The 19592-nt window shown below is 40.1% G+C and carries 25 protein-coding genes and 1 pseudogene; 9 read left to right on the forward strand and 17 right to left on the reverse strand.

Features of this window, described 5'->3' with window-relative positions:
* The first annotated feature begins 336 nt into the window (after positions 1-336).
* The 5 genes from O3652_RS08865 (at position 337) to O3652_RS08885 (ending at position 5848) form a co-directional block, all read left to right on the forward strand.
* Positions 337-1608, forward strand: a complete 1272-nt coding sequence (locus O3652_RS08865) for an extracellular solute-binding protein (RefSeq protein ID WP_049478972.1) — start codon at positions 337-339, stop codon at positions 1606-1608.
* 126 nt (positions 1609-1734) lie between these two features.
* Entirely contained in the window at positions 1735-3027 is a 1293-nt protein-coding gene (locus O3652_RS08870) for a carbohydrate ABC transporter permease (RefSeq protein WP_000431414.1), read from the forward strand.
* 1 nt (position 3028) lies between these two features.
* Positions 3029-3871: a sugar ABC transporter permease gene (locus tag O3652_RS08875; protein WP_001065654.1), complete on the forward strand. Its 843-nt coding sequence runs from the start codon at positions 3029-3031 to the stop codon at positions 3869-3871.
* A 180-nt stretch (positions 3872-4051) separates the two neighbouring features.
* Complete coding sequence (locus O3652_RS08880; RefSeq protein ID WP_371590317.1) at positions 4052-4852, forward strand: DUF1189 domain-containing protein; 801 nt, start codon at positions 4052-4054, stop codon at positions 4850-4852.
* Positions 4853-4861: 9 nt separating this feature from the next.
* Positions 4862-5848 (forward strand): LacI family DNA-binding transcriptional regulator, encoded by a 987-nt coding sequence (locus O3652_RS08885; protein WP_371590318.1) that lies wholly within the window; start codon positions 4862-4864, stop codon positions 5846-5848.
* Positions 5849-5881: 33 nt separating this feature from the next.
* Here O3652_RS08885 and O3652_RS08890 read toward each other — a convergent pair whose 3' ends face one another.
* The 5 genes from O3652_RS08890 to hisS form a co-directional block, all read right to left on the reverse strand.
* Entirely contained in the window at positions 5882-6823 is a 942-nt protein-coding gene (locus O3652_RS08890; protein WP_000806299.1) for a YitT family protein, read from the reverse strand.
* Positions 6801-8564: an aspartate--tRNA ligase gene (gene aspS, locus O3652_RS08895; protein WP_371590319.1), complete on the reverse strand. Its 1764-nt coding sequence runs from the start codon at positions 8562-8564 to the stop codon at positions 6801-6803. The genes O3652_RS08890 and aspS overlap by 23 nt, the downstream gene beginning before the upstream one ends.
* Before the next feature lie 151 nt (positions 8565-8715).
* On the reverse strand, positions 8716-8934 hold the full coding sequence (locus tag O3652_RS08900; protein ID WP_000832178.1) for a hypothetical protein: 219 nt from the start codon (positions 8932-8934) through the stop codon (positions 8716-8718).
* A gap of 17 nt (positions 8935-8951) precedes the next feature.
* On the reverse strand, positions 8952-9593 hold the full coding sequence (locus O3652_RS08905) for a lysostaphin resistance A-like protein (protein WP_371590320.1): 642 nt from the start codon (positions 9591-9593) through the stop codon (positions 8952-8954).
* Between the two features lie 221 nt (positions 9594-9814).
* Positions 9815-11095: a histidine--tRNA ligase gene (gene hisS, locus O3652_RS08910; protein ID WP_371590321.1), complete on the reverse strand. Its 1281-nt coding sequence runs from the start codon at positions 11093-11095 to the stop codon at positions 9815-9817.
* Between the two features lie 167 nt (positions 11096-11262).
* Between hisS and O3652_RS08915 the strand changes: the two genes are divergently transcribed.
* Entirely contained in the window at positions 11263-11604 is a 342-nt protein-coding gene (locus O3652_RS08915) for a metal-sulfur cluster assembly factor (protein ID WP_001206380.1), read from the forward strand.
* A gap of 60 nt (positions 11605-11664) precedes the next feature.
* On the opposite strand, the gene ilvD is transcribed toward O3652_RS08915, so the two are convergent.
* Entirely contained in the window at positions 11665-13368 is a 1704-nt protein-coding gene (ilvD, locus tag O3652_RS08920) for a dihydroxy-acid dehydratase (protein ID WP_000137380.1), read from the reverse strand.
* A 220-nt stretch (positions 13369-13588) separates the two neighbouring features.
* Here ilvD and rpmF point away from each other — a divergent pair, with 220 nt between their 5' ends.
* Entirely contained in the window at positions 13589-13771 is a 183-nt protein-coding gene (gene rpmF / locus O3652_RS08925) for a 50S ribosomal protein L32 (protein ID WP_000290417.1), read from the forward strand.
* Positions 13772-13786: 15 nt separating this feature from the next.
* Positions 13787-13936, forward strand: a complete 150-nt coding sequence (rpmG, locus tag O3652_RS08930; protein ID WP_001265622.1) for a 50S ribosomal protein L33 — start codon at positions 13787-13789, stop codon at positions 13934-13936.
* 448 nt (positions 13937-14384) lie between these two features.
* Here rpmG and O3652_RS08935 read toward each other — a convergent pair whose 3' ends face one another.
* The 6 genes and pseudogenes from O3652_RS08935 to O3652_RS08960 all read right to left on the reverse strand — a co-directional run bounded on the left by O3652_RS08935 (position 14385) and on the right by O3652_RS08960 (position 17699).
* Positions 14385-15434, reverse strand: a complete 1050-nt coding sequence (locus tag O3652_RS08935) for a DUF389 domain-containing protein (protein WP_000126416.1) — start codon at positions 15432-15434, stop codon at positions 14385-14387.
* The gene (locus O3652_RS08940) at positions 15431-15754 is read right to left on the reverse strand and encodes a potassium channel family protein (RefSeq protein ID WP_001253404.1); all 324 of its coding nucleotides are present in this window, start codon (positions 15752-15754) and stop codon (positions 15431-15433) included. Before O3652_RS08940 ends, O3652_RS08935 begins: the two co-directional genes overlap by 4 nt.
* Before the next feature lie 13 nt (positions 15755-15767).
* Positions 15768-16109 (reverse strand): hypothetical protein, encoded by a 342-nt coding sequence (locus tag O3652_RS08945; RefSeq protein ID WP_000397556.1) that lies wholly within the window; start codon positions 16107-16109, stop codon positions 15768-15770.
* Positions 16091-16336 (reverse strand): annotated as a pseudogene (locus O3652_RS08950) (TMEM175 family protein); the annotation flags it as partial. The pseudogene O3652_RS08950 and the gene O3652_RS08945, both read right to left, overlap by 19 nt.
* Positions 16337-16734: 398 nt before the next feature.
* The gene (gene cadX, locus O3652_RS08955) at positions 16735-17073 is read right to left on the reverse strand and encodes a Cd(II)/Zn(II)-sensing metalloregulatory transcriptional regulator CadX (protein ID WP_000711083.1); all 339 of its coding nucleotides are present in this window, start codon (positions 17071-17073) and stop codon (positions 16735-16737) included.
* Between the two features lie 11 nt (positions 17074-17084).
* Positions 17085-17699: a CadD family cadmium resistance transporter gene (locus O3652_RS08960; protein ID WP_000250556.1), complete on the reverse strand. Its 615-nt coding sequence runs from the start codon at positions 17697-17699 to the stop codon at positions 17085-17087.
* Between the two features lie 28 nt (positions 17700-17727).
* Here O3652_RS08960 and O3652_RS08965 point away from each other — a divergent pair, with 28 nt between their 5' ends.
* Complete coding sequence (locus tag O3652_RS08965; protein ID WP_009013804.1) at positions 17728-17913, forward strand: hypothetical protein; 186 nt, start codon at positions 17728-17730, stop codon at positions 17911-17913.
* A gap of 286 nt (positions 17914-18199) precedes the next feature.
* Here O3652_RS08965 and O3652_RS08970 read toward each other — a convergent pair whose 3' ends face one another.
* The 5 genes from O3652_RS08970 to O3652_RS08990 form a co-directional block, all read right to left on the reverse strand.
* Complete coding sequence (locus O3652_RS08970; RefSeq protein WP_000710706.1) at positions 18200-18412, reverse strand: hypothetical protein; 213 nt, start codon at positions 18410-18412, stop codon at positions 18200-18202.
* 66 nt (positions 18413-18478) lie between these two features.
* Positions 18479-18670 (reverse strand): hypothetical protein, encoded by a 192-nt coding sequence (locus O3652_RS08975; RefSeq protein ID WP_000177340.1) that lies wholly within the window; start codon positions 18668-18670, stop codon positions 18479-18481.
* Complete coding sequence (locus O3652_RS08980) at positions 18671-18958, reverse strand: hypothetical protein (protein WP_000542381.1); 288 nt, start codon at positions 18956-18958, stop codon at positions 18671-18673. It abuts the gene before it with no gap.
* A 113-nt stretch (positions 18959-19071) separates the two neighbouring features.
* Entirely contained in the window at positions 19072-19299 is a 228-nt protein-coding gene (locus O3652_RS08985; protein WP_009013763.1) for a hypothetical protein, read from the reverse strand.
* Between the two features lie 72 nt (positions 19300-19371).
* Entirely contained in the window at positions 19372-19587 is a 216-nt protein-coding gene (locus tag O3652_RS08990) for a hypothetical protein (RefSeq protein WP_000043341.1), read from the reverse strand.
* Between the last annotated feature and the right edge of the window lie 5 nt (positions 19588-19592).

Here is a 19592-nt window from a genome sequence, read left to right on the forward strand (position 1 = left end):
TTGTTCCCACTGATATTTTATGAAATGAGCCAAAAAAATTTTAAAGATTTTCTGATTTAAGATAATTCATTCCAAACAGCTGCTCTATTTTCTGAAAAATCGAGCAGAATTTACGCAATCGTTTCCCTAATATATTTTCCATTCAAGAGAAACAAACATTTTAAGTTTTTTCCTATATAAAGGCTTTAACAAATGTTTGAATCCTTAAAATTTTTTTAAAAATTTTCCTAAAAACGCTTGCAACCGTTTTCTATTTGTGCTATACTAAGTTCGTAAAAGAAAACGTTTGCGTTTTCTCATTAAATTATTTTTGTTATTCTTTAGGAGGAATACACTATGTCATCTAAATTCATGAAGAGCGCTGCTGTGCTCGGAACTGCTACTCTTGCTAGCTTACTTTTGGTAGCTTGCGGAAGCAAAACTGCTGATAAAGCAGCTGATACTAGCTCATCTGAAGCAAAAGAAATCACTTTCTACGTTGAAGACCAATACAAAGCCTACGCTGAAAAAGTTGCTGCAGCTTATGAAAAAGAATCAGGTACAAAAGTTAACATCAAATCAGGTGACCAACTTGGTGGACTTGACAAACTTTCTCTTGACAACCAATCAGGTCAAGCTGCTGACGTTATGATGGCACCATACGACCGCGTAGGTAGCCTTGGTACTGACGGACAACTTTCAGAAGTTACTTTGAGCGACGGCGCTAAAACAGATGATAAGACTAAATCTCTTGTAACAGCTGCTGACGGTAAAGTTTACGGTGCTCCTGCCGTTATTGAGTCACTTGTTATGTACTACAACAAAGACTTGCTAAAAGAAGCTCCAAAAACTTTTGCTGAATTAGAAGAACTTGCTAAAGACAGCAAATACGCTTTCGCTGGTGAAGATGGCAAAACTACTGCATTCCTAGCCGACTGGACAAACTTCTACTACGCATACGGACTCCTTGCTGGTAACGGTGGTTACGTATTCGGACAAAACGGTAAAGACGCTAAAGACATCGGTCTTGCAAACGACGGTTCTATCACAGGTATCAACTACGCTAAATCTTGGTACGAAAAATGGCCTAAAGGTATGCAAGATACTGAAGGTGCTGCAAACTTGATCCAAACTCAATTCCAAGAAGGTAAAACAGCTGCTATCATCGACGGTCCTTGGAAAGCTCAAGCATTCAAAGATGCTAAAGTAAACTACGGTGTTGCTACTATTCCAACTCTTCCAAATGGTAAAGAATACACACCATTCGGTGGTGGTAAAGCTTGGATCATCCCATCAAGCACTAAGAACCTTGAAGCTGCACAAAAATTTGTAGACTTCCTTGTTTCAACTGAACAACAAAAAGCATTCTACGATGCAACTAACGAAATCCCAGCTAACACTGAAGCTCGTTCATACGCTGAAGGTAAAAACGATGAGTTGACAACAGCTGTTATCAAACAGTTCAAGAACGCTCAACCAATGCCAAACATTTCTCAAATGTCAGCAGTTTGGGATCCAGCTAAAACAATGCTCTTTGACGCTGTAAGTGGTAAAAAAGATGCTAAGACAGCTGCTAACGATGCTGTAACATTGATCAAAGAAACAATCAAACAAAAATTTGGTGAATAATTGAATTCGTTACAAGGGGGGAGAATACAGATCCCCCTTTGATTTTATAAATTTACGAATGATTGCAGTTGCCTATCTAGTAATTGGAGACAAACTTCAATCTCGTATCCTATGAAAGGAGTATTCATGGAAAACCAACAACCTAGCAAAGCAGCCTTGCTTTCAGTGATTCCTGGGTTAGGACAGATTTACAATAAACAAAAGGCCAAAGGTTTTATCTTCCTTGGTGTCACTATCGTATTTGTTCTTTATTTCCTAGCACTTGCAGCCCCTGAATTGCACAATTTGATCACTCTTGGTGACAAGCCAGGTCGTGATAATTCCCTCTTTATGTTGATTCGTGGTGCCTTCCATTTAATCTTTGTAGTCGTTTATGTGCTCTTTTATTTCTCAAATATTAAAGATGCACATACAATCGCAAAACGTATTAACAATGGAATTCCTGTCCCACGGACTTTTAAAGATATGATCAAAGGTATTTATGAGAATGGATTCCCATACCTTTTGATTATCCCATCGTATGTAGCAATGACATTTGCGATTATCTTCCCAGTTATCGTAACCTTGATGATTGCCTTTACCAACTATGACTTCCAACACTTGCCACCAAACAAATTGTTGGACTGGGTTGGCTTGACGAACTTTACAAACATCTGGAGCTTAAGTACCTTCCGTTCAGCCTTCGGTGCGGTTCTTTCTTGGACCATCATCTGGGCCTTGTCTGCTTCTACTTTGCAGATTGTGATTGGTATCTTCACAGCTATCATTGCTAACCAACCATTTATCAAAGGAAAACGTATCTTTGGTGTTATTTTCCTTCTTCCTTGGGCTGTTCCAGCCTTCATCACTATCTTGACATTCTCAAACATGTTTAACGATAGTGTCGGTGCCATCAACACTCAAGTATTGCCTATCTTGGCTAAGGTTCTTCCTTTCCTTGACGGTGCTCTTATCCCTTGGAAAACAGACCCAACTTGGACCAAGATTGCCTTGATTATGATGCAAGGTTGGCTAGGATTCCCATACATCTACGTTTTGACTTTGGGTATCTTGCAGTCAATTCCTAACGACCTCTACGAAGCGGCTTATATCGATGGTGCCAATGCTTGGCAAAAATTCCGCAACATCACTTTCCCTATGATTTTGGCTGTTGCAGCACCAACATTGATCAGCCAATACACCTTCAACTTTAACAACTTCTCTATCATGTACCTCTTCAACGGCGGAGGTCCTGGTAGCGTTGGTGGTGGAGCCGGTTCAACTGATATCTTGATCTCATGGATTTATCGTTTGACAACAGGTACATCTCCTCAATACTCTATGGCGGCAGCTGTTACCTTGATCATCTCTATCATTGTCATCTCTATCTCTATGATCGCATTCAAGAAACTACACGCATTTGATATGGAGGACGTCTAAGATGAATAACTCAATCAAACTCAAACGTAGACTGACTCAAACCCTCACTTACCTCTACTTGATTGGTCTTTCAATCGTGATTATCTATCCACTTTTGATTACTATTATGTCAGCCTTCAAGACTGGTAACGTCGTAGCTTTTAAACTAGATGCTAATGTCGACTTTAGCTTTGCCAACTTCCAAGGGCTCTTCACTGAAACCTTGTACGGCACTTGGTACCTCAACACTTTGATTATCGCTTTGATTACAATGGCTGTTCAAACAAGTATCATCGTACTTGCTGGTTACGCCTACAGCCGTTACAACTTCTTGGCTCGTAAACAAAGTTTGGTCTTCTTCTTGATCATCCAAATGGTGCCAACTATGGCCGCTTTGACAGCCTTCTTCGTTATGGCCCTTATGTTGAACGCCCTTAACCATAGCTGGTTCCTCATCTTCCTATATGTCGGTGGTGGTATCCCAATGAACGCTTGGTTGATGAAAGGTTACTTCGACACAGTACCAATGTCTCTTGATGAATCAGCAAAACTAGATGGTGCAGGACACTTCCGTCGCTTCTGGCAAATTGTTCTCCCACTCGTTCGTCCAATGGTTGCAGTACAAGCGCTCTGGGCCTTCATGGGACCTTTCGGAGACTATATCCTCTCTAGTTTCTTGCTTCGTGAGAAAGAATACTTTACAGTTGCCGTTGGTCTACAGACCTTTGTCAGCAATGTGAAAAACTTGAAGATTGCCTACTTCTCAGCAGGTGCTATCCTCATCGCCCTTCCAATCTGTATTCTCTTCTTCTTCCTACAAAAGAACTTTGTTTCAGGACTTACAAGTGGTGGCGACAAGGGATAATTTATCCCCGCCACCCTTTTTCATTTTGATCTTGTTTCTAAAGTTGAAAGATTAGACACAAGACTGCAAATAGTAGCAAAATCAGCTTTTCAGTAAGCAATTTATCTACTAGACTTGAAATAAAGCACATTTCTCTATATAATAATACTCATATAGAAAACACCTTTTAGAAAGATACAAATGCTTCCATATCCATTTTCATATTTTTCAAGTATTTGGGGATTTCGTAAGCCCCTATCAAAACGTTTCGGTCTCAACTGGTTTCAGCTTCTCTTTACGAGCATTTTCCTCATCAGTTTGTCTATGGTTCCGATTGCCATTCAAAACAGCTCACAGGAAACGTATCCACTGGATACCTTTATCGATAATGTCTATACTCCACTGACAGATGAAGCCATCATGGACTTGTCAGAGAATGCACAAATCGTAGATGGAAAGCTGAACTACTCAGGTACGAAGAATCAGCAGCCTTCTCTTTTGATTGGCCCGAGCCAAAGCAAGGAATTGCCAAAGGACTTGCAACTTCATTTTGATACCGAAGAACTCGTCATCAGTAAGGAAAGTAAGGAACTAACTCGCATTCGCTACCACGCGATTCAAACGGAGAGTTTCCAGAGCAAGGAAGATTTAACCCAAGCCATTTCTAAAGATTGGTACCAACAAAATCGGGTCTATATCAGTCTCTTTCTCGTTCTTGGTGCAAGCTTCCTCTTTGGATTGAATTTCTTCATTGTCTCTCTTGGAGCTAGTCTTCTCCTTTATATCACCAAAAAATCACGCCTCTTTTCATTTAGGACTTTTAAAGAGTGCTACCATTTTATCTTGAACTGTTTAGGATTACCCACTCTGATTACGCTTATTTTGGGACTTTTTGGCCAAAATATGACAACGCTTATCACTGTACAAAACATTCTTTTTGTTCTTTATCTGGTCACTATTTTTTACAAGACACATTTCCGTGATCCAGATTATCATAAATAGGAGATTTTTATGCCCGTGACGATTAAAGATGTGGCTAAAGCAGCAGGTGTCTCACCTTCAACTGTTACCCGCGTCATTCAAAATAAATCAACGATTAGTGATGAAACCAAAAAACGAGTTCGCAAGGCGATGAAGGAGCTCAACTACCATCCCAACCTCAATGCTCGTAGCTTGGTAAGTAGCTATACTCAGGTTATCGGCCTGGTGCTCCCTGACGACTCGGATGCCTTTTACCAAAATCCTTTCTTCCCATCTGTCCTTCGAGGGATCGCCCAAGTCGCGTCTGAAAACCACTACGCTATTCAAATTGCAACGGGGAAAGATGAGAAAGAACGTCTCAAAGCAATTTCTCAGATGGTTTATGGCAAGCGTGTTGACGGTTTGATTTTCCTCTACGCTGAGGAAGAGGATCCTCTGGTCAAACTAGTAGCCGATGAGCAGTTCCCTTTCCTCATTCTCGGAAAATCCACTTCACCCTTTATCCCTCTTGTCGATAATGACAATGTCCAGGCAGGTTTTGATGCAACAGAATATTTCATCAAAAAAGGATGCAAGCGAATTGCCTTCATCGGAGGAACCAAAAAACTTTTCGTAACACAAGATCGTCTAATGGGTTATGAGTTAGCTCTTAAACAATACCAACTTCCTATTGATCCAAATCTGACCTACTTTGCGACCGAATTTCTTGAAGATAATGGTTATCGCTTTAGTAAACTTCTCTTCGAGCATGATCCAAATATTGATGCTATTATTACTATTGATAGCCTTCTTGCTGCAGGGGTCTGTGATTACATCGCAAAACACCAACTGGATGTCCCTGTCCTCAGCTTTGACTCGGTCAACCCTAAACTGAACTTGGCAGCCTATGTGGATATCAATAGCTTAGAACTCGGGCGCGTTTCCTTTGAAACCATTCTCCAGATTATTAACGATGCCAAAAACAATAAACAGATTTGTTACCGCCAGTTGATTGGACACAAAATTATCGAAAAATAAAGACCAGCCTCAAGGCTGGTCTTTTGAGTATTATTAATTGTCTGTTTCTACGAATCGTCCTAGGATGTGGACATTTTCGGATACAGAGACAAAGGCTGTCGGATCGACCTGTTTCATGATGTGTTTAAAATCATTAAACTCTGCTCGCGTGATAACCGTAATCAAGACTGCTTTTCTCTCATGATTATAGGTTCCTTCTGCATCGTGGATCATGGTTGCTCCGCGGTGCAATTTTTTATGGATTTTTGCGATTACCTTGTCAGGATTATTGGTCACAATCATGGCCTGCATGCGTTTTTGCTTTGTAAAGACCGCATCTGTCACACGGCTCGATACAAAAATGGTGATCATAGAGTAGAGGGCGTATTTCCAACCAAAGGTCAGACCTGCTATCAGCATGATGGTTCCATTTACCAAGAAAGAAATACTGCCGACATTCTTACCCGTTTTCTTTCGAATGGTGAGACTGACGATATCTGTACCTCCGCTAGAAATATTGTTACGGAGTGCAAAACCAATCCCCAAGCCCATGACAACACCCCCAAAAAGAGCATTGATGATGGGATCCTCTGTCAAGGTCACAACTGGCACAAGCTGGATAAAGAGGGAACTCATGGATACTGTGATAAAGGTAAAGATTGTAAACTTATGCCCAATCTGATACCAAGCCAAAATCATCAACGGAAAATTGATGGCATAAAAGGTCAGCGATATCGGAATATAAAAACCAAACCAGTGATTACTCAAAGCAGAGATAATCTGTGCCAAACCCGTCGCACCACTGGAGTAAACGTGTCCTGGTTGAAAAAAGAAATTGACTGCTACTGCTGACAAAAAGCCATAAACCAGAGAAGCCGAGACTTTCTCATCATATTTTTCCCGAGAGATACTTTGTAAAACTCGTAAGATTTTTATCTGATAAGCAAAGCGGCGCAGATAATAGCGCCACCGCTTAATTCGTTTTGCTTGTTTCATCTTCTTCTACTTGTAAGCTGAGTTCCTCTAGTTGTTTGAGAGCGACTGTTGATGGAGCTTGTGTCATTGGGTCGGTTGCCTTATTGTTCTTAGGAAAGGCAATGACTTCACGAATATTTTCTTCTCCTGCAAGCAACATGACAAAACGGTCAAGACCAAGAGCCAAACCACCGTGTGGTGGGAAACCATAGTCCATAGCTTCAAGAAGGAAGCCAAACTGGTCATTTGCTTCTTCAGATGAGAAACCAAGAGCCTTAAACATGCGTTCTTGAAGGTCTTTTTGGTTGATACGAAGACTACCACCACCAAGCTCATAACCGTTCAAGACGATATCGTAAGCAATGGCACGAACCTTAGCCAAATCACCTTCTAATTCGTGAGCTGTTTCTTCCTGTGGAAGGGTAAATGGGTGGTGGGCGCTCATGTAGCGACCTTCTTCTTCAGACCATTCAAACATTGGCCAATCAACCACCCAAAGGAAGTTGAATTTATCGTTATCAATCAAGCCAAGCTCTTTGGCAATACGTCCACGAAGGGCACCAAGGGTTGCATTTGCTACTTCAAGCGTATCCGCCACAAAGAGAACCAAATCCTTGTCTTCAAGACCAAGCGCTGCAGTCAATTCTGCTTGCATCCCAGTCAAGAACTTGGCAACTGGTCCATTTAATTCTCCCTCAACTACCTTGACCCAAGCAAGACCTTTGGCACCGTACTGTTTGGCTACTTCGGTCATCTTGTCGATGTCTTTACGTGAGTAGTTATCCGCAGCTCCTTTGACCACAATAGCTTTAACGGCAGGTGCTTCTGAAAAGACTTTGAAATCAACACCTCTAACCACTTCTGTCAAGTCCTGAAGCAACATATCAAAACGAGTATCTGGCTTATCAGAACCGTAAAAGGCCATAGCATCATCATACTTCATACGAGGAAATGGAAGAGTTACTTCGATGCCTTTGGTTTCTTTCATCACGCGCGCAATCAATCCTTCTGTAATATCTTGGATTTCTTGCTCCGTAAGGAAGGATGTTTCCAAGTCGACCTGGGTGAACTCAGGCTGACGATCACCACGCAAGTCCTCATCACGGAAACATTTGACGATTTGGTAATAGCGGTCGAAACCAGCATTCATCAACAATTGCTTAGTGATTTGTGGACTTTGAGGAAGAGCGTAGAAATGCCCTTTATTGACACGAGATGGCACCAAATAGTCACGCGCCCCTTCTGGCGTTGACTTCGAAAGGAATGGCGTCTCCACATCGATAAACTCCAACTCATCCAAGTAATTACGGATAGAGTGGGTCACCTTGGCACGAAGCTTAAGGTTTTCTAGCATTTCTGGACGACGAAGGTCAAGGTAACGGTAACGCAAACGTGTATCGTCATTGGCCTCAATCCCATCTTTAATCTCAAAAGGTGTTGTTTTGGCTGTATTAAGCACCGTCAAAGCTGTCACGTTCAACTCAACTGCACCAGTCGGCAATTTATCATTAGCTTGCTCACGCGCAACGACTTGTCCAGTCACCTCGATGACAAACTCACTGCGAAGACTTTCAGCTGTTGCCATGACCTCTGCAGATACTTTTTCAGGGTTGATAACCAACTGCATGATCCCTTCACGGTCACGAAGGTCGATAAAGATTAAACCACCCAAGTCACGACGACGGCCAACCCATCCTTTCAAAGTAATCTCTTGTCCGATATGTTCCTCACGAACACGACCAGCATACATACTACGTTTCATGTTTTCTCTCCTCTTTTATTCTGTTACTATTTTACCATAAAAGCGCAGGCTCTTCATGAAAATCAGCAGAAAAGTTTGATTGTCTTTAGAAATCAAAACGAACAGACAAAAAATCCGATGAAAACGTCATCGGATTCTCTGATTATGATTCTTAACCTTTTTTACGCTTTTCAGCAATCTCAGCTGCCTTTTTAGGTAGAACAATCTCCGTCGCATAAGCTGTCGCAAAACGCAAGACACCTGCAATAGGCGCAAAGACAACCGCTAGATAGTTGTAAAAGAAGTCGCCTTTAAAGGCATAGGCAAGTGCCCCGATGATAAAGAAGAGAACGACCGCCTGTATCACTGCTAATAAAATTACTCGTTTCATGTGACCTCCTGACTCTATTATAGCATGAGTATCATCAAAAAGCCGATTAAATTATTCAAAGCGTGGAGAGAAATGCTGTAAAGAAGACCTTTTCGGCTTACATAAGCCAGTCCCAAACTCAATCCCAGACTAGCATAAACTAAAAACTGTTGCAAAGCCCCTGGAAAATGAATCAAGGCAAAAAGCACACTTGATACGAGGAGAAACAGAGCTGTCTGTTTGCCGTTGTTCTGCTTAGGAAAGAGATAGCGCGCTAACATCCCTCTAAAGATGAGTTCTTCCGTCAGAGGAGCAAAGACTACCACCATAAAGAAACCAAATACAGGCTGAGCAACTGTCAATTGTGATACGATTTGTTGATTGACTGACGGATCTTCTGGCAAAAAGAACTGAGCTGTAATCGCCACTAGCAAAACCAGAGTAGGCAACCAGATATAACGATTAAAAGCTGTCGTCTGGATGCTAACCTTTTCTGTCTGATACCATCTGTAAACTCCATAAACATAGGCCCCTGACAGAGCGATATAGAGTGGCAAGACTCCAAAGATCGAAGCCCCTAGGTCAAGCGCTGATAAAGCCATACTCTGAACCAGACCATAGCCAAAGTAAAAGGATAGAATGGCTAGAAGAAACCAGCCAAGATTTTTAAGTAATTTCATATGGACCTCCTATTTGGAATGAAGACTTAGCATTGTTATTCACATCATCTTGATAAAAATGTGGAATACAGTCGCAACTAAAAGAGTTAATCAGTGAATTCCTCTTGCAAAAATAGAAACGGTAGTAATGGTTTTATAAAGATATTTTTGAGCGAGCAAAAGCAATGTTAATCCTAGGAAAAAGAGGGTCAGGAATAAGATCCTGACCAGTTTTTCTACTATTAAAAGCCTAATTTTTCAAAGACTTCTGAAAAGTTTTGGCTGATTGTATCGAGCGTAACTTCCACTTCTTCTCGAGTTTGGTTGTTCTTGACCTTGACTTGTCCGCTTTCGACTTCGCTCTCTCCGAGAGTGATGAGGGTCTTAGCCGCAAAGACATCGGCTGACTTGAACTGAGCTTTGAGTTTACGGTTGAGGTAATCACGTTCTGCTTTGAATCCTTGTTGGCGAAGGGCTTGTACCAATTCCAAGGCCTTGACATTTGCCCCTTCTCCCAAGACAGCAATATAAACATCAAGGGCATTTTCGATAGGAAGGACCACACCTTGCTTTTCAAGGATGAGAAGCAGGCGCTCTACACCAAGTCCAAAACCAAATCCAGCAGTCTCAGGGCCACCAAAATAGGCAACCAAGCCATCGTAGCGACCACCTGCACAGACCGTCAGGTCATTGCCCTCAATCTCAGTGATAAACTCGAAAATCGTGTGGTTGTAGTAGTCCAGACCACGCACCATATTGGTATCGATAATATAGTCTACTCCAAGATTTTCCAACATCTGACGCACAGCATCAAAATGAGCCTGGCTTTCTTCATCAAGGAAGTCCAAAATAGACGGCGCATTCTCTACAGCCACCTTGTCTTCTTTTTCCTTAGAGTCCAAGACACGGAGAGGATTTTCCTCCAAGCGACGTTGGCTATCCTTAGACAAGGTCTCCTTGAGCGGTGTCAAATAGTCGATCAAGGCTTGACGATAGGCCGCACGGCTCTCAGGATTTCCAAGAGTGTTGAGGTGCAATTTGACACCTTGGATGCCGATTTCTTTCAATAAATGAGCTGCCATAGCGATGGTTTCCACATCGGTAGCTGGATTGCTAGAGCCAAAACACTCAACACCAATCTGGTGGAACTGACGCAAACGACCTGCCTGTGGACGCTCATAACGGAACATAGGGCCCATGTAATAGAACTTACTTGGCTTTTGCACTTCTGGTGCGAAGAGTTTATTTTCCACATAGGAACGGACAACGGGCGCAGTTCCTTCTGGACGAAGAGTGATATGGCGGTCACCCTTGTCATAGAAATCGTACATTTCCTTGGTTACGATATCCGTTGTATCTCCGACAGAGCGACTGATGACCTCGTAATGCTCAAAAATAGGCGTACGAACTTCTGCGTAGTTATAACGCTTGAAAATTTCACGGGCAAAGCCCTCAACGTATTGCCACTTAGCAGACTCAGCAGGTAAAATATCCTGCGTTCCTTTTGGTTTTTGTAATTTCATAGGGTACCCTCTTTAAACTTAATAGTCTTATTTTACCATAAATAAAGGGATTAAAACAGTGAGAGGAGAAAATCTCAATAGAGTCTTTTCAGAAAATTCATCAAAAACTTGCCAAATTGTCAGAATTATGAGAAAATAGAGGATATTTATCACGTGGAGGGACTGTAATGAGAGAGGATATCAAAATCAATGACCGTGCTTTGGCCTTGCAAGACCAAATTATCGAAAAACTAGAGAAGGTTTTTGATACAGATGTGGAATTGGATGTGTATAATCTAGGGCTGATTTATGAAATCAATCTGGATGAAACCGGTCTCTGCAAGATTGTCATGACCTTCACCGACACTGCCTGCGATTGCGCCGAAAGCCTGCCTATCGAAATCGTTGCAGGTCTAAAACAAATCGAGGGTATCGAAGATGTCAAGGTTGAAGTTACCTGGTCGCCTGCCTGGAAGATCACACGAATCAGTCGCTACGGACGCATTGCCCTCGGACTGCCACCTCGTTAAGCAGGCAAATCACTTTTGAAGATGAAAAGAAGCAAGCCGAAGTTGGCTTGCTTTTTGAGTTTATTTTTTACCTGACTTGTCCATATTCCAGAAGTCTGTCACGGCTCCGCGTGAAGCAGATGATACGATATGGGCATATTTACCGAGGACACCACGGCTGTAAAGTGGTGGCAAGGTTGTTTCTGCCTTGCGTTTTTCAAGTTCTTCTTCGGATACGGCCATAGAAATTTCTTTGGTATCTTGGTCGACTGTAACGATATCGCCTGTACGGAGGTAGGCAATCGGTCCACCATCCTGAGCTTCAGGGGCGATATGTCCAACAACCAGACCATAAGTACCACCTGAGAAACGGCCATCCGTCAAGAGGGCAACCTTGTCTCCTTGACCTTTACCAACGATCATGGATGAAAGGGATAGCATCTCAGGCATACCAGGACCACCCTTAGGCCCAACGAAACGGACAACAACTACATCGCCATCAACGATTTCATCTGTCAGAACAGCCTGGATAGCATCTTCTTCTGAGTCAAAGACCTTAGCTGGTCCAACGTGGCGACGCACTTTCACACCTGATACTTTAGCAACCGCACCATCAGGGGCAAGGTTCCCATTCAAGATGATAAGCGGACCGTCTGCACGTTTTGGATTTTCAAGTGGCATAATGACTTTTTGGCCTGGTGTAAGGTCTGCAAAGTCAGCCAAGTTTTCAGCGACTGTCTTACCAGTACATGTGATGCGGTCGCCATGAAGGAAACCATTTGCCAAGAGGTATTTCATAACCGCAGGGACACCACCGACTTCGTAGAGGTCTTGAAAGACATACTGACCAGATGGTTTCAAGTCAGCCAAGTGAGGCACGCGCTCTTGGATCGTATTGAAGTCCTCAAGTGACAAGTCAACATTAGCCGCATGGGCAATGGCAAGCAAGTGAAGAGTGGCATTTGTAGAACCACCGAGAGCCATAGTTACAGTGATGGCATCTTCAAAAGCTTCACGAGTCAAGATATCTGATGGTTTGAGACCAAGCTCCAGCATCTTGACAACAGCACGTCCTGCTGCTTCGATATCTTCTTTCTTGTCAGCTGATTCAGCTGGATGAGATGAAGATCCTGGCAAACTCATACCGAGAACTTCGATAGCAGTTGCCATGGTATTAGCTGTATACATACCACCACAGCCACCAGGGCCAGGGCAGGCATTACATTCGAGACGTTTCACGTCCTCAGCTGTCATGTCACCATGGTTCCATTTTCCGATACCCTCAAAGACAGAAACCAAGTCAATGTCTTTGCCATCAAGATTTCCCGGTGCAATAGTACCACCATAGGCGAAAATAGCTGGAATATCCATATTGGCAATGGCAATCATAGAACCAGGCATGTTCTTGTCACAGCCACCGATAGCGACAAAGGCATCCACGTTGTGACCACCCATCGCAGCCTCAATAGAGTCCGCGATGATGTCACGAGATGTTAGAGAGAAACGCATACCAGGCGTTCCCATGGCGATCCCGTCTGCTACGGTAATGGTTCCAAACTGAACAGGCCAAGCGCCCGCAGATTTGACACCTTCTTTAGCCAATTTCCCAAAATCATGCAAGTGAATGTTACATGGTGTATTTTCCGCCCAAGTTGAAATCACTCCCACAATCGGTGTTTCAAAGTCCTTATCTGTCATTCCAGTGGCACGAAGCATGGCACGGTTTGGTGATTTCACCATACTGTCATAAACGCTACTGCGGTGACGTGTATCTAATTCTGTCATTTGTTCCCTCCCATTTCAGTTTTTACCATTATAGCACAATTTCCGCATGAAGAACAGAATAAAATTCTTGAATTTTCAGAAAATTTCGATTACTAGCTTCTAATTTTTTTATCTTTTTTTGTCAAGTAACTTTACTTTACAAAAAAAATGTGTTATCCTAGTATGGTTGATGAAAATCACTAGATTGAATCGAATTTAAATACCTAAAGGAGAAAAGAAAATGGCAGTACCTGCACGTCGCACCTCAAAAGCGAAGAAAAACAAACGTCGTACACACTACAAAGTAACAGCTCCATCTGTAAACTTTGACGAAACTACTGGAGATTACTCACGTTCTCACCGCGTATCACTTAAAGGATACTACAAAGGACGTAAAATCGCTAAAGCTGCATCAGCTGAATAATAGAAGGGAGATACCATGCGCGTAAATATCACACTTGAACACAAAGAATCTGGTGAACGCTTGTACCTTACTTCTAAAAACAAACGTAACACTCCAGACCGTCTTCAATTGAAGAAATACTCACCAAAACTTCGCAAGCACGTAGTGTTTACAGAAGTTAAGTAGGGGTTCAATACGAATCAATACATAAGAAAAACGCTGATTTAAAGCGTTTTTTCTTTTTGCCAAATGCGATATATTGCACTGTATTTCAATCCAAACTCTACCTTTTTCTCTACCTTTTTTCTTAAGACCTGGTTTGGAAAGTATGAATTTCAGTTGGACTAAAAACAGCGTAATATCAAGACTTTTCTCCGCTTTTATAAAAGCGTTTTTCCAATCAAATTCAACTAATTTTATCTAAATGGTGTGGATTTTACCCCCAAAATTACAGAGAATGGAGCTGATAAACACTAAACGTTCACACCATTAGTTAAATGATTTTTTTCATCATTTTTCTTAGATGATAGAACTTCTAATTTATTTCTTATTCAAGCAAAAACAACCTGCTATAAGTAAGAAAGAGGAAGATACAAGAAAAACACGGCGTAAAAACCGATTCAGTTCATTGTCCTCAATCCTTGTCTGCTTCATTTTCTTTTACGAGATCGTTTTGTGAATCTTTTTCAGAGAGTTTTTGATCAATATACTTGTCAATGTTTTCATAAAATTCCTTGGTCGCTTCACTATCTAATGTTGGCGAGTTCTGAACTTGATTCACTTTCAATTGAACAGATTGAATACCGTAAGAGGCTTGTTTTTGGTGGAGTGTTTCTAATTCTTCTTCTGAAATCGGATCTCCAACAACCGTCAAGACCAATTCATTGTTACTTGACTTGTAGACTTGATTAATAACCGTATAATTGGCGAACTCTTTTCCTACAAACTGTTTGATCCCTTCTTTGCGCGCTTGTTCTATTGTCAGAGTAACTGCCGAATAGCTAGCTGGAAGAATCAACAATACAATCAAAGAAATCAAGCCAATTCTCATTTTAATGCTCAGCTCTTTAAATGAAGTTAAAGGAGATTTTCTCATCAAAATTCTTGTTCCAACAATGTTGGCTAGCATGATAAAGACACAGTTGATCAAGAAAAGATAGAGAGCCCCCAATAAAAATCGTACATTCCCATTAGCTAAACCATAGCCAGCAGTACAGATAGGCGGCATCAAAGCTGTAGCAATGGCTACTCCTGGCACGATATTGTTTGCTTCTTTTTTCCTTGAACCGATCACACCAGCAATCCCACCAGCAATAGCAATGAGAACATCCCAAATGGTTGGAGAGGTTCGTGCGATCAACTCGCTACTTGCATAAGACAAGGGAGAAATCCAGAAATACAGAGTCGAGACAAGCAAACTGACCAACACTTGAGTCAATAAAACCTCTAGAGATTGCTTGATTAAACGCGTATCAAAAATAGCTAAACCGAATCCCAGTCCAACAATCGGTGTCATGAGAGGTGAAATTAACATGGCTCCAATAATAACAGCTGTTGAATTCATATTTAGACCGATAGAGGCAATAAAAATTGCACACATCAAAATCGCTGTATCTCTCAATCGAACATGAAGGTCATCGTATAATTTCTCACGGTATTCCCGTGTTGAATAATTGGCAGTCATTTGTCCTCTCCTCTTTCCTTATTTAAATCGGTATAATAATTAATAATAACAGCTGATAAACAGCCAAAAAATATGAGCCCATAAATCGTCAAGAAGACACTGGTAATCCTTCCAATCAAGGTCACAGCTAGGAGATCCCCGTAGCCGACAGTCGTCGAAGTCACAAAAGCATACCAAAGACCGTCTCCGTAATTTGTGATAGCAGGTTCAACTAGGAAAAGCACGCCTCCTGACCCAAAAACAAAGGTCACAAAACTCAGAGCAAACCGAGTAAAACCCGTAACCTGTATAATATGCCATAACATTTTTAAACGTCTCATTTGTTCTCCTTATTCATACTAGCTCCTGACCGAGCCGTTTTTTCCAATAATCAAAGTGAAGATAGGACATGATCTCCATCAGAGAAAGATAGACAAACTGATAGATCTGATTTAAGCTGATTATCAACTGATATTGTTTGAAAAATGACTGGAAGAAAGACCAGATATGACTGTCTTGAATCAGTCCCTTCTTAACATCAGACAGGATATTAGCTAAAGCTCCCAAGGACTGAAACGGTAAATCCTTGACATTTATATAGATCCGGTCCACCACATCATTCAGACTGGTATCTTGGATGGCATGAAATTCTCCAAAGAGAACTCCTGCCGCTCCAAGAGTAGAAACAAATTCCACCAAATAATTTCTGAGGAAATTTTCTCAACCTTTTCCCATAATGTGTTTAGTGCCATCCATAACGATCCCAACCAGAAAAAGGAAAGAAAATAAGCAAAGAAATTTTGCCGTAAATCCCAAAAAGCTTGAAGACTTGGTGTCGTTGGTTTTTCTAACTCTAAAATCAAAATGGTCATAATAATTGCTAGAACAGCATCTGTCAATGCAATTAATCTATCTTTCTTCATCAGATTACGTTGCCTTTCATTTTGTAGTATTCTATCTCATCGTATAATATTTATTAATCTTAAATATTGGATAGTCACTTCATATTTTGAGTACAAACAAGATACACTAAAAAGCATGTATCTGTCATATTTTATTTAACTTTAGAAATATTCATCCATCTAATCAATAAATATATCATATTTCACAATAAATGACTACTATCAAAGATACATTTTCTTTCAGATTTCTCCCTTTTAAACTTGGCTAACTTGACCTGCATTACCTAGGTCGCTTTGCTTTAAATTATACTTTTTTCTTAAAGATTTGCTACGAGTAGTCTTTCATGTGAGTAATTTTTATCAAAAAATTTCATAGATAAGTCCTATATATAATCATGATAAAGTAGTAAAAATAGTTGTTATCCTAGTTGATTAAAAAAGTCTTTGATTTCCTCATCTTTTATAAAATAATATATAATTTTCCCCTCTCTTCTAGTATCCAAGATGTTTTGATTGGCTAGTTTACGAAGATGGTGGGAGGCAGATGCCATACTGAGATTTAGTAAACAGGCTATATCACAGACACAGAGTTCTTCAACAGCAAGGAGATAAAAGATGATATTTATCTGTTTATTATCGGTAAACTTTGATAAAATACGAAGTGATTTTTGGACTTTTTCCTTTTCAAGGTAGTTCGTTGCGGTTGTAACATTTTGCTGATTTATAATATTCACTTGGCAGATACTATCTTTTTTCATAATTTTTTCTCCTAGCCGAACACAGTCCTTAGCATGTTAAAGCTGTTGTTTTCAATCAGGATATACATCCCCAGTCCTAAATAAACAACGGCAATAAACCATCTGCTATATTTTTCCAAAGTTTCTCCAACAGAAGGGACTTGTGCCAATTTTTGGGCAGAAAAAACCAAGAGATAAATCATGACTAGAAAGGTAAGTAAAGCCACTATCAAATTCGCTAAATTTAAGGTAATAAAATATGGGACAAAAACACCAATATTGTCAGCACCACAACTTGCAAAAGTAATCATAGCGACTAGAAAAATCAGGTTTTTATTATCTTTGCGCAAACCATCTTTTGCAATAGCTTCTCCATCAGAATCTCCTAAAAGCAAAACTTTGAGTCCTAGGAAAATTGGAATCAAACCGAGCAAACCTAAAATCTCTTTACTAGGAATATAATTTAAGACAAATGCAAAAAGTAAACTTAGCAATATTAGACTAACAGAGCCTAGAAATTGTCCTAAATAGATGTTAATGATGTCTTTTCTGCTTTTTCTTTTGGCAAAAAATAACATTAGGATAATAAGTAAGTCTACGGCTGTCCCAGAATACAGGATTATTGAAGTAACAACATTTTGAACCATAAAGCACCTCATTCAAATATATTTTTGAATGTATTTTAACATTAAACTTTGTAGATGTCAACTTCAGCTCCATCAAAATATAGATAAGAAGGTAGTGTCCCAAACATTAAAAAGCCCTGCCATCGAAATGATAGCAGGGCTTAACTTCAATATCCAGATGATATATTTATCTAAAAAAGGTAGAGTAAAAGGTAGAGTTTTTATTGATTTGTAGTGCGATATAATGAGTTTCCAAAAATCAAAAATCGCTTAAAATCAATATTTTGACATCTATTGACGTGTACTGAAACCCTTACTTAACCTCTGTAAGGATATAATTACGGTACCAGTATATCATAAATAATAACAAAATCTTGACTTTCCGAAAAATAAGTATTTTCCGGAAAAATATCGAAATTAAATCAAAACTAAAAATATCTCATACATTTGAACTGCACCCCAAAAGTTAGACAGAAAAAATCTAACTTTTGGGGTGCAGTTCATCAAAGGTGCTTTTCATTTTAAAAAACTTGTGGAAAAACTTCATCCCATATATCTACTAAGCTTTTCCCGTCAAATACTTTAGCTTCCATAGCTTCATCAATTGTATCAAACTGCTGACCTTCATAATCATAACCAACTACACATATACTCGATAAAAAGCAAGCACCTCGGCTATTATAATTAAATTCAAGATCTTTGTCTAAATATTTTTTAATTTCATCCTTTTTCATATAGGACCATCCCAACTAAAACAATCTCAACAAACAAGATTTTTTCCTTAGATTCTATTCCCACTACTAGCTTTCTATGATGCTGACGATTTCATCTTCAAAATATTCATAAAGAGTTCCATCAACATCTACCAGCAAGGAGTCAATCTCCTCGTCATTGTCAGAGGCGTCACAATAGTCTTCTACAAATCCTCTAACTACCGCGCCATTTTTTAACGTGATAATTACATCTGTACGGTTAAATTTCCAGAGTGTCATTTAAATATTCCTTTCAATATTGGCTAATTGCTTTGCTTTTTCGTAGTAAGGTGTTAAGAAATCGATAAAACCTTGTTTGTCGCTTGGATCATGTTCCTCTAAAAATATCATCAACTCAAAGTCATTGAGAGCGTCAAACATTTCAGAGTTTTCATTATCCCAAGCCTCGGAAAATTCCGCATCTTCTCCAAAAAGAGCGTTAAACGTAAAGGAAAAATCCCAAAAATTATCAATCTGACCACTGACTGTTTGCTGGAGCATGTCTAATACTTGTTGACTATAACCCATTACCCTTCCCCTCCTAATAAGAACGTTGTAGCATATTGAGCTACGTTCCAAAAATTTAACAGACAAAATCTAATTTTTGGGGTGCAGTTCATTCATCAAAGATGATTTTTATTTTAATAATACTGCACTTCAATTCCATCCATAATTTCTACTAAAGTGTTATCGTCAATTTTTAGAGAAATCAGATCAATGAATGATGATACCTGGTATTCCTTATCTCCAATCACCACTACAATATCATGAACAGAATTAGGAAAAATCCCACATACTTGACCATTATAATCAAAAGAGGCATCCCAACCATTGTCATATAACTCTTGTAAATCATCTAATATTGCCATATAAACTAAATCCTTTTCCATAGTGTTTTCTTTCAAATAAGGCAGGTAAAAGCACCTAGATTGTTCTAAGTCCTATGAGATTGTTTTAATCGAGACAATCTCACTCTCAAAGAGAGAAATTTCAGTAGCTTCATCTGGACTAGGATTAGCAATGAGAATAGTGATTTCATCTTGCTCATCATTGTCCATTTCGTCAACAAAGTCTATGACACGTCCCTTGATTATCTTATCGCAATTAGTGACTATCTGAACCCTTGATCGAAGATACTTCCAAAGCTGTTTACTCATTTATT

The sequence above is a fragment of the Streptococcus sp. 27098_8_23 genome, from assembly GCF_041432195.1.
In the GTDB taxonomy this organism is placed as follows: Bacteria; Bacillota; Bacilli; order Lactobacillales; family Streptococcaceae; genus Streptococcus.

What these genes read in the sequence shown, in the direction of transcription:
- O3652_RS08865 (WP_049478972.1), top strand. Translation starts at nt 337, where the DNA reads ATGTCATCTAAATTCATGAAGAGCGCTGCTGTGCTCGGAACTGCTACT.
- O3652_RS08870 (WP_000431414.1), top strand. Translation starts at nt 1,735, where the DNA reads ATGGAAAACCAACAACCTAGCAAAGCAGCCTTGCTTTCAGTGATTCCT.
- O3652_RS08875 (WP_001065654.1), top strand. Translation starts at nt 3,029, where the DNA reads ATGAATAACTCAATCAAACTCAAACGTAGACTGACTCAAACCCTCACT.
- O3652_RS08880 (WP_371590317.1), top strand. Translation starts at nt 4,052, where the DNA reads ATGCTTCCATATCCATTTTCATATTTTTCAAGTATTTGGGGATTTCGT.
- O3652_RS08885 (WP_371590318.1), top strand. Translation starts at nt 4,862, where the DNA reads ATGCCCGTGACGATTAAAGATGTGGCTAAAGCAGCAGGTGTCTCACCT.
- O3652_RS08890 (WP_000806299.1), bottom strand. Translation starts at nt 6,823, where the DNA reads ATGAAACAAGCAAAACGAATTAAGCGGTGGCGCTATTATCTGCGCCGC.
- aspS (WP_371590319.1), bottom strand. Translation starts at nt 8,564, where the DNA reads ATGAAACGTAGTATGTATGCTGGTCGTGTTCGTGAGGAACATATCGGA.
- O3652_RS08900 (WP_000832178.1), bottom strand. Translation starts at nt 8,934, where the DNA reads ATGAAACGAGTAATTTTATTAGCAGTGATACAGGCGGTCGTTCTCTTC.
- O3652_RS08905 (WP_371590320.1), bottom strand. Translation starts at nt 9,593, where the DNA reads ATGAAATTACTTAAAAATCTTGGCTGGTTTCTTCTAGCCATTCTATCC.
- hisS (WP_371590321.1), bottom strand. Translation starts at nt 11,095, where the DNA reads ATGAAATTACAAAAACCAAAAGGAACGCAGGATATTTTACCTGCTGAG.
- O3652_RS08915 (WP_001206380.1), top strand. Translation starts at nt 11,263, where the DNA reads ATGAGAGAGGATATCAAAATCAATGACCGTGCTTTGGCCTTGCAAGAC.
- ilvD (WP_000137380.1), bottom strand. Translation starts at nt 13,368, where the DNA reads ATGACAGAATTAGATACACGTCACCGCAGTAGCGTTTATGACAGTATG.
- rpmF (WP_000290417.1), top strand. Translation starts at nt 13,589, where the DNA reads ATGGCAGTACCTGCACGTCGCACCTCAAAAGCGAAGAAAAACAAACGT.
- rpmG (WP_001265622.1), top strand. Translation starts at nt 13,787, where the DNA reads ATGCGCGTAAATATCACACTTGAACACAAAGAATCTGGTGAACGCTTG.
- O3652_RS08935 (WP_000126416.1), bottom strand. Translation starts at nt 15,434, where the DNA reads ATGACTGCCAATTATTCAACACGGGAATACCGTGAGAAATTATACGAT.
- O3652_RS08940 (WP_001253404.1), bottom strand. Translation starts at nt 15,754, where the DNA reads ATGAGACGTTTAAAAATGTTATGGCATATTATACAGGTTACGGGTTTT.
- cadX (WP_000711083.1), bottom strand. Translation starts at nt 17,073, where the DNA reads ATGAAAAAAGATAGTATCTGCCAAGTGAATATTATAAATCAGCAAAAT.
- O3652_RS08960 (WP_000250556.1), bottom strand. Translation starts at nt 17,699, where the DNA reads ATGGTTCAAAATGTTGTTACTTCAATAATCCTGTATTCTGGGACAGCC.
- O3652_RS08965 (WP_009013804.1), top strand. Translation starts at nt 17,728, where the DNA reads ATGTATTTTAACATTAAACTTTGTAGATGTCAACTTCAGCTCCATCAA.
- O3652_RS08970 (WP_000710706.1), bottom strand. Translation starts at nt 18,412, where the DNA reads ATGAAAAAGGATGAAATTAAAAAATATTTAGACAAAGATCTTGAATTT.
- O3652_RS08975 (WP_000177340.1), bottom strand. Translation starts at nt 18,670, where the DNA reads ATGACACTCTGGAAATTTAACCGTACAGATGTAATTATCACGTTAAAA.
- O3652_RS08980 (WP_000542381.1), bottom strand. Translation starts at nt 18,958, where the DNA reads ATGGGTTATAGTCAACAAGTATTAGACATGCTCCAGCAAACAGTCAGT.
- O3652_RS08985 (WP_009013763.1), bottom strand. Translation starts at nt 19,299, where the DNA reads ATGGCAATATTAGATGATTTACAAGAGTTATATGACAATGGTTGGGAT.
- O3652_RS08990 (WP_000043341.1), bottom strand. Translation starts at nt 19,587, where the DNA reads ATGAGTAAACAGCTTTGGAAGTATCTTCGATCAAGGGTTCAGATAGTC.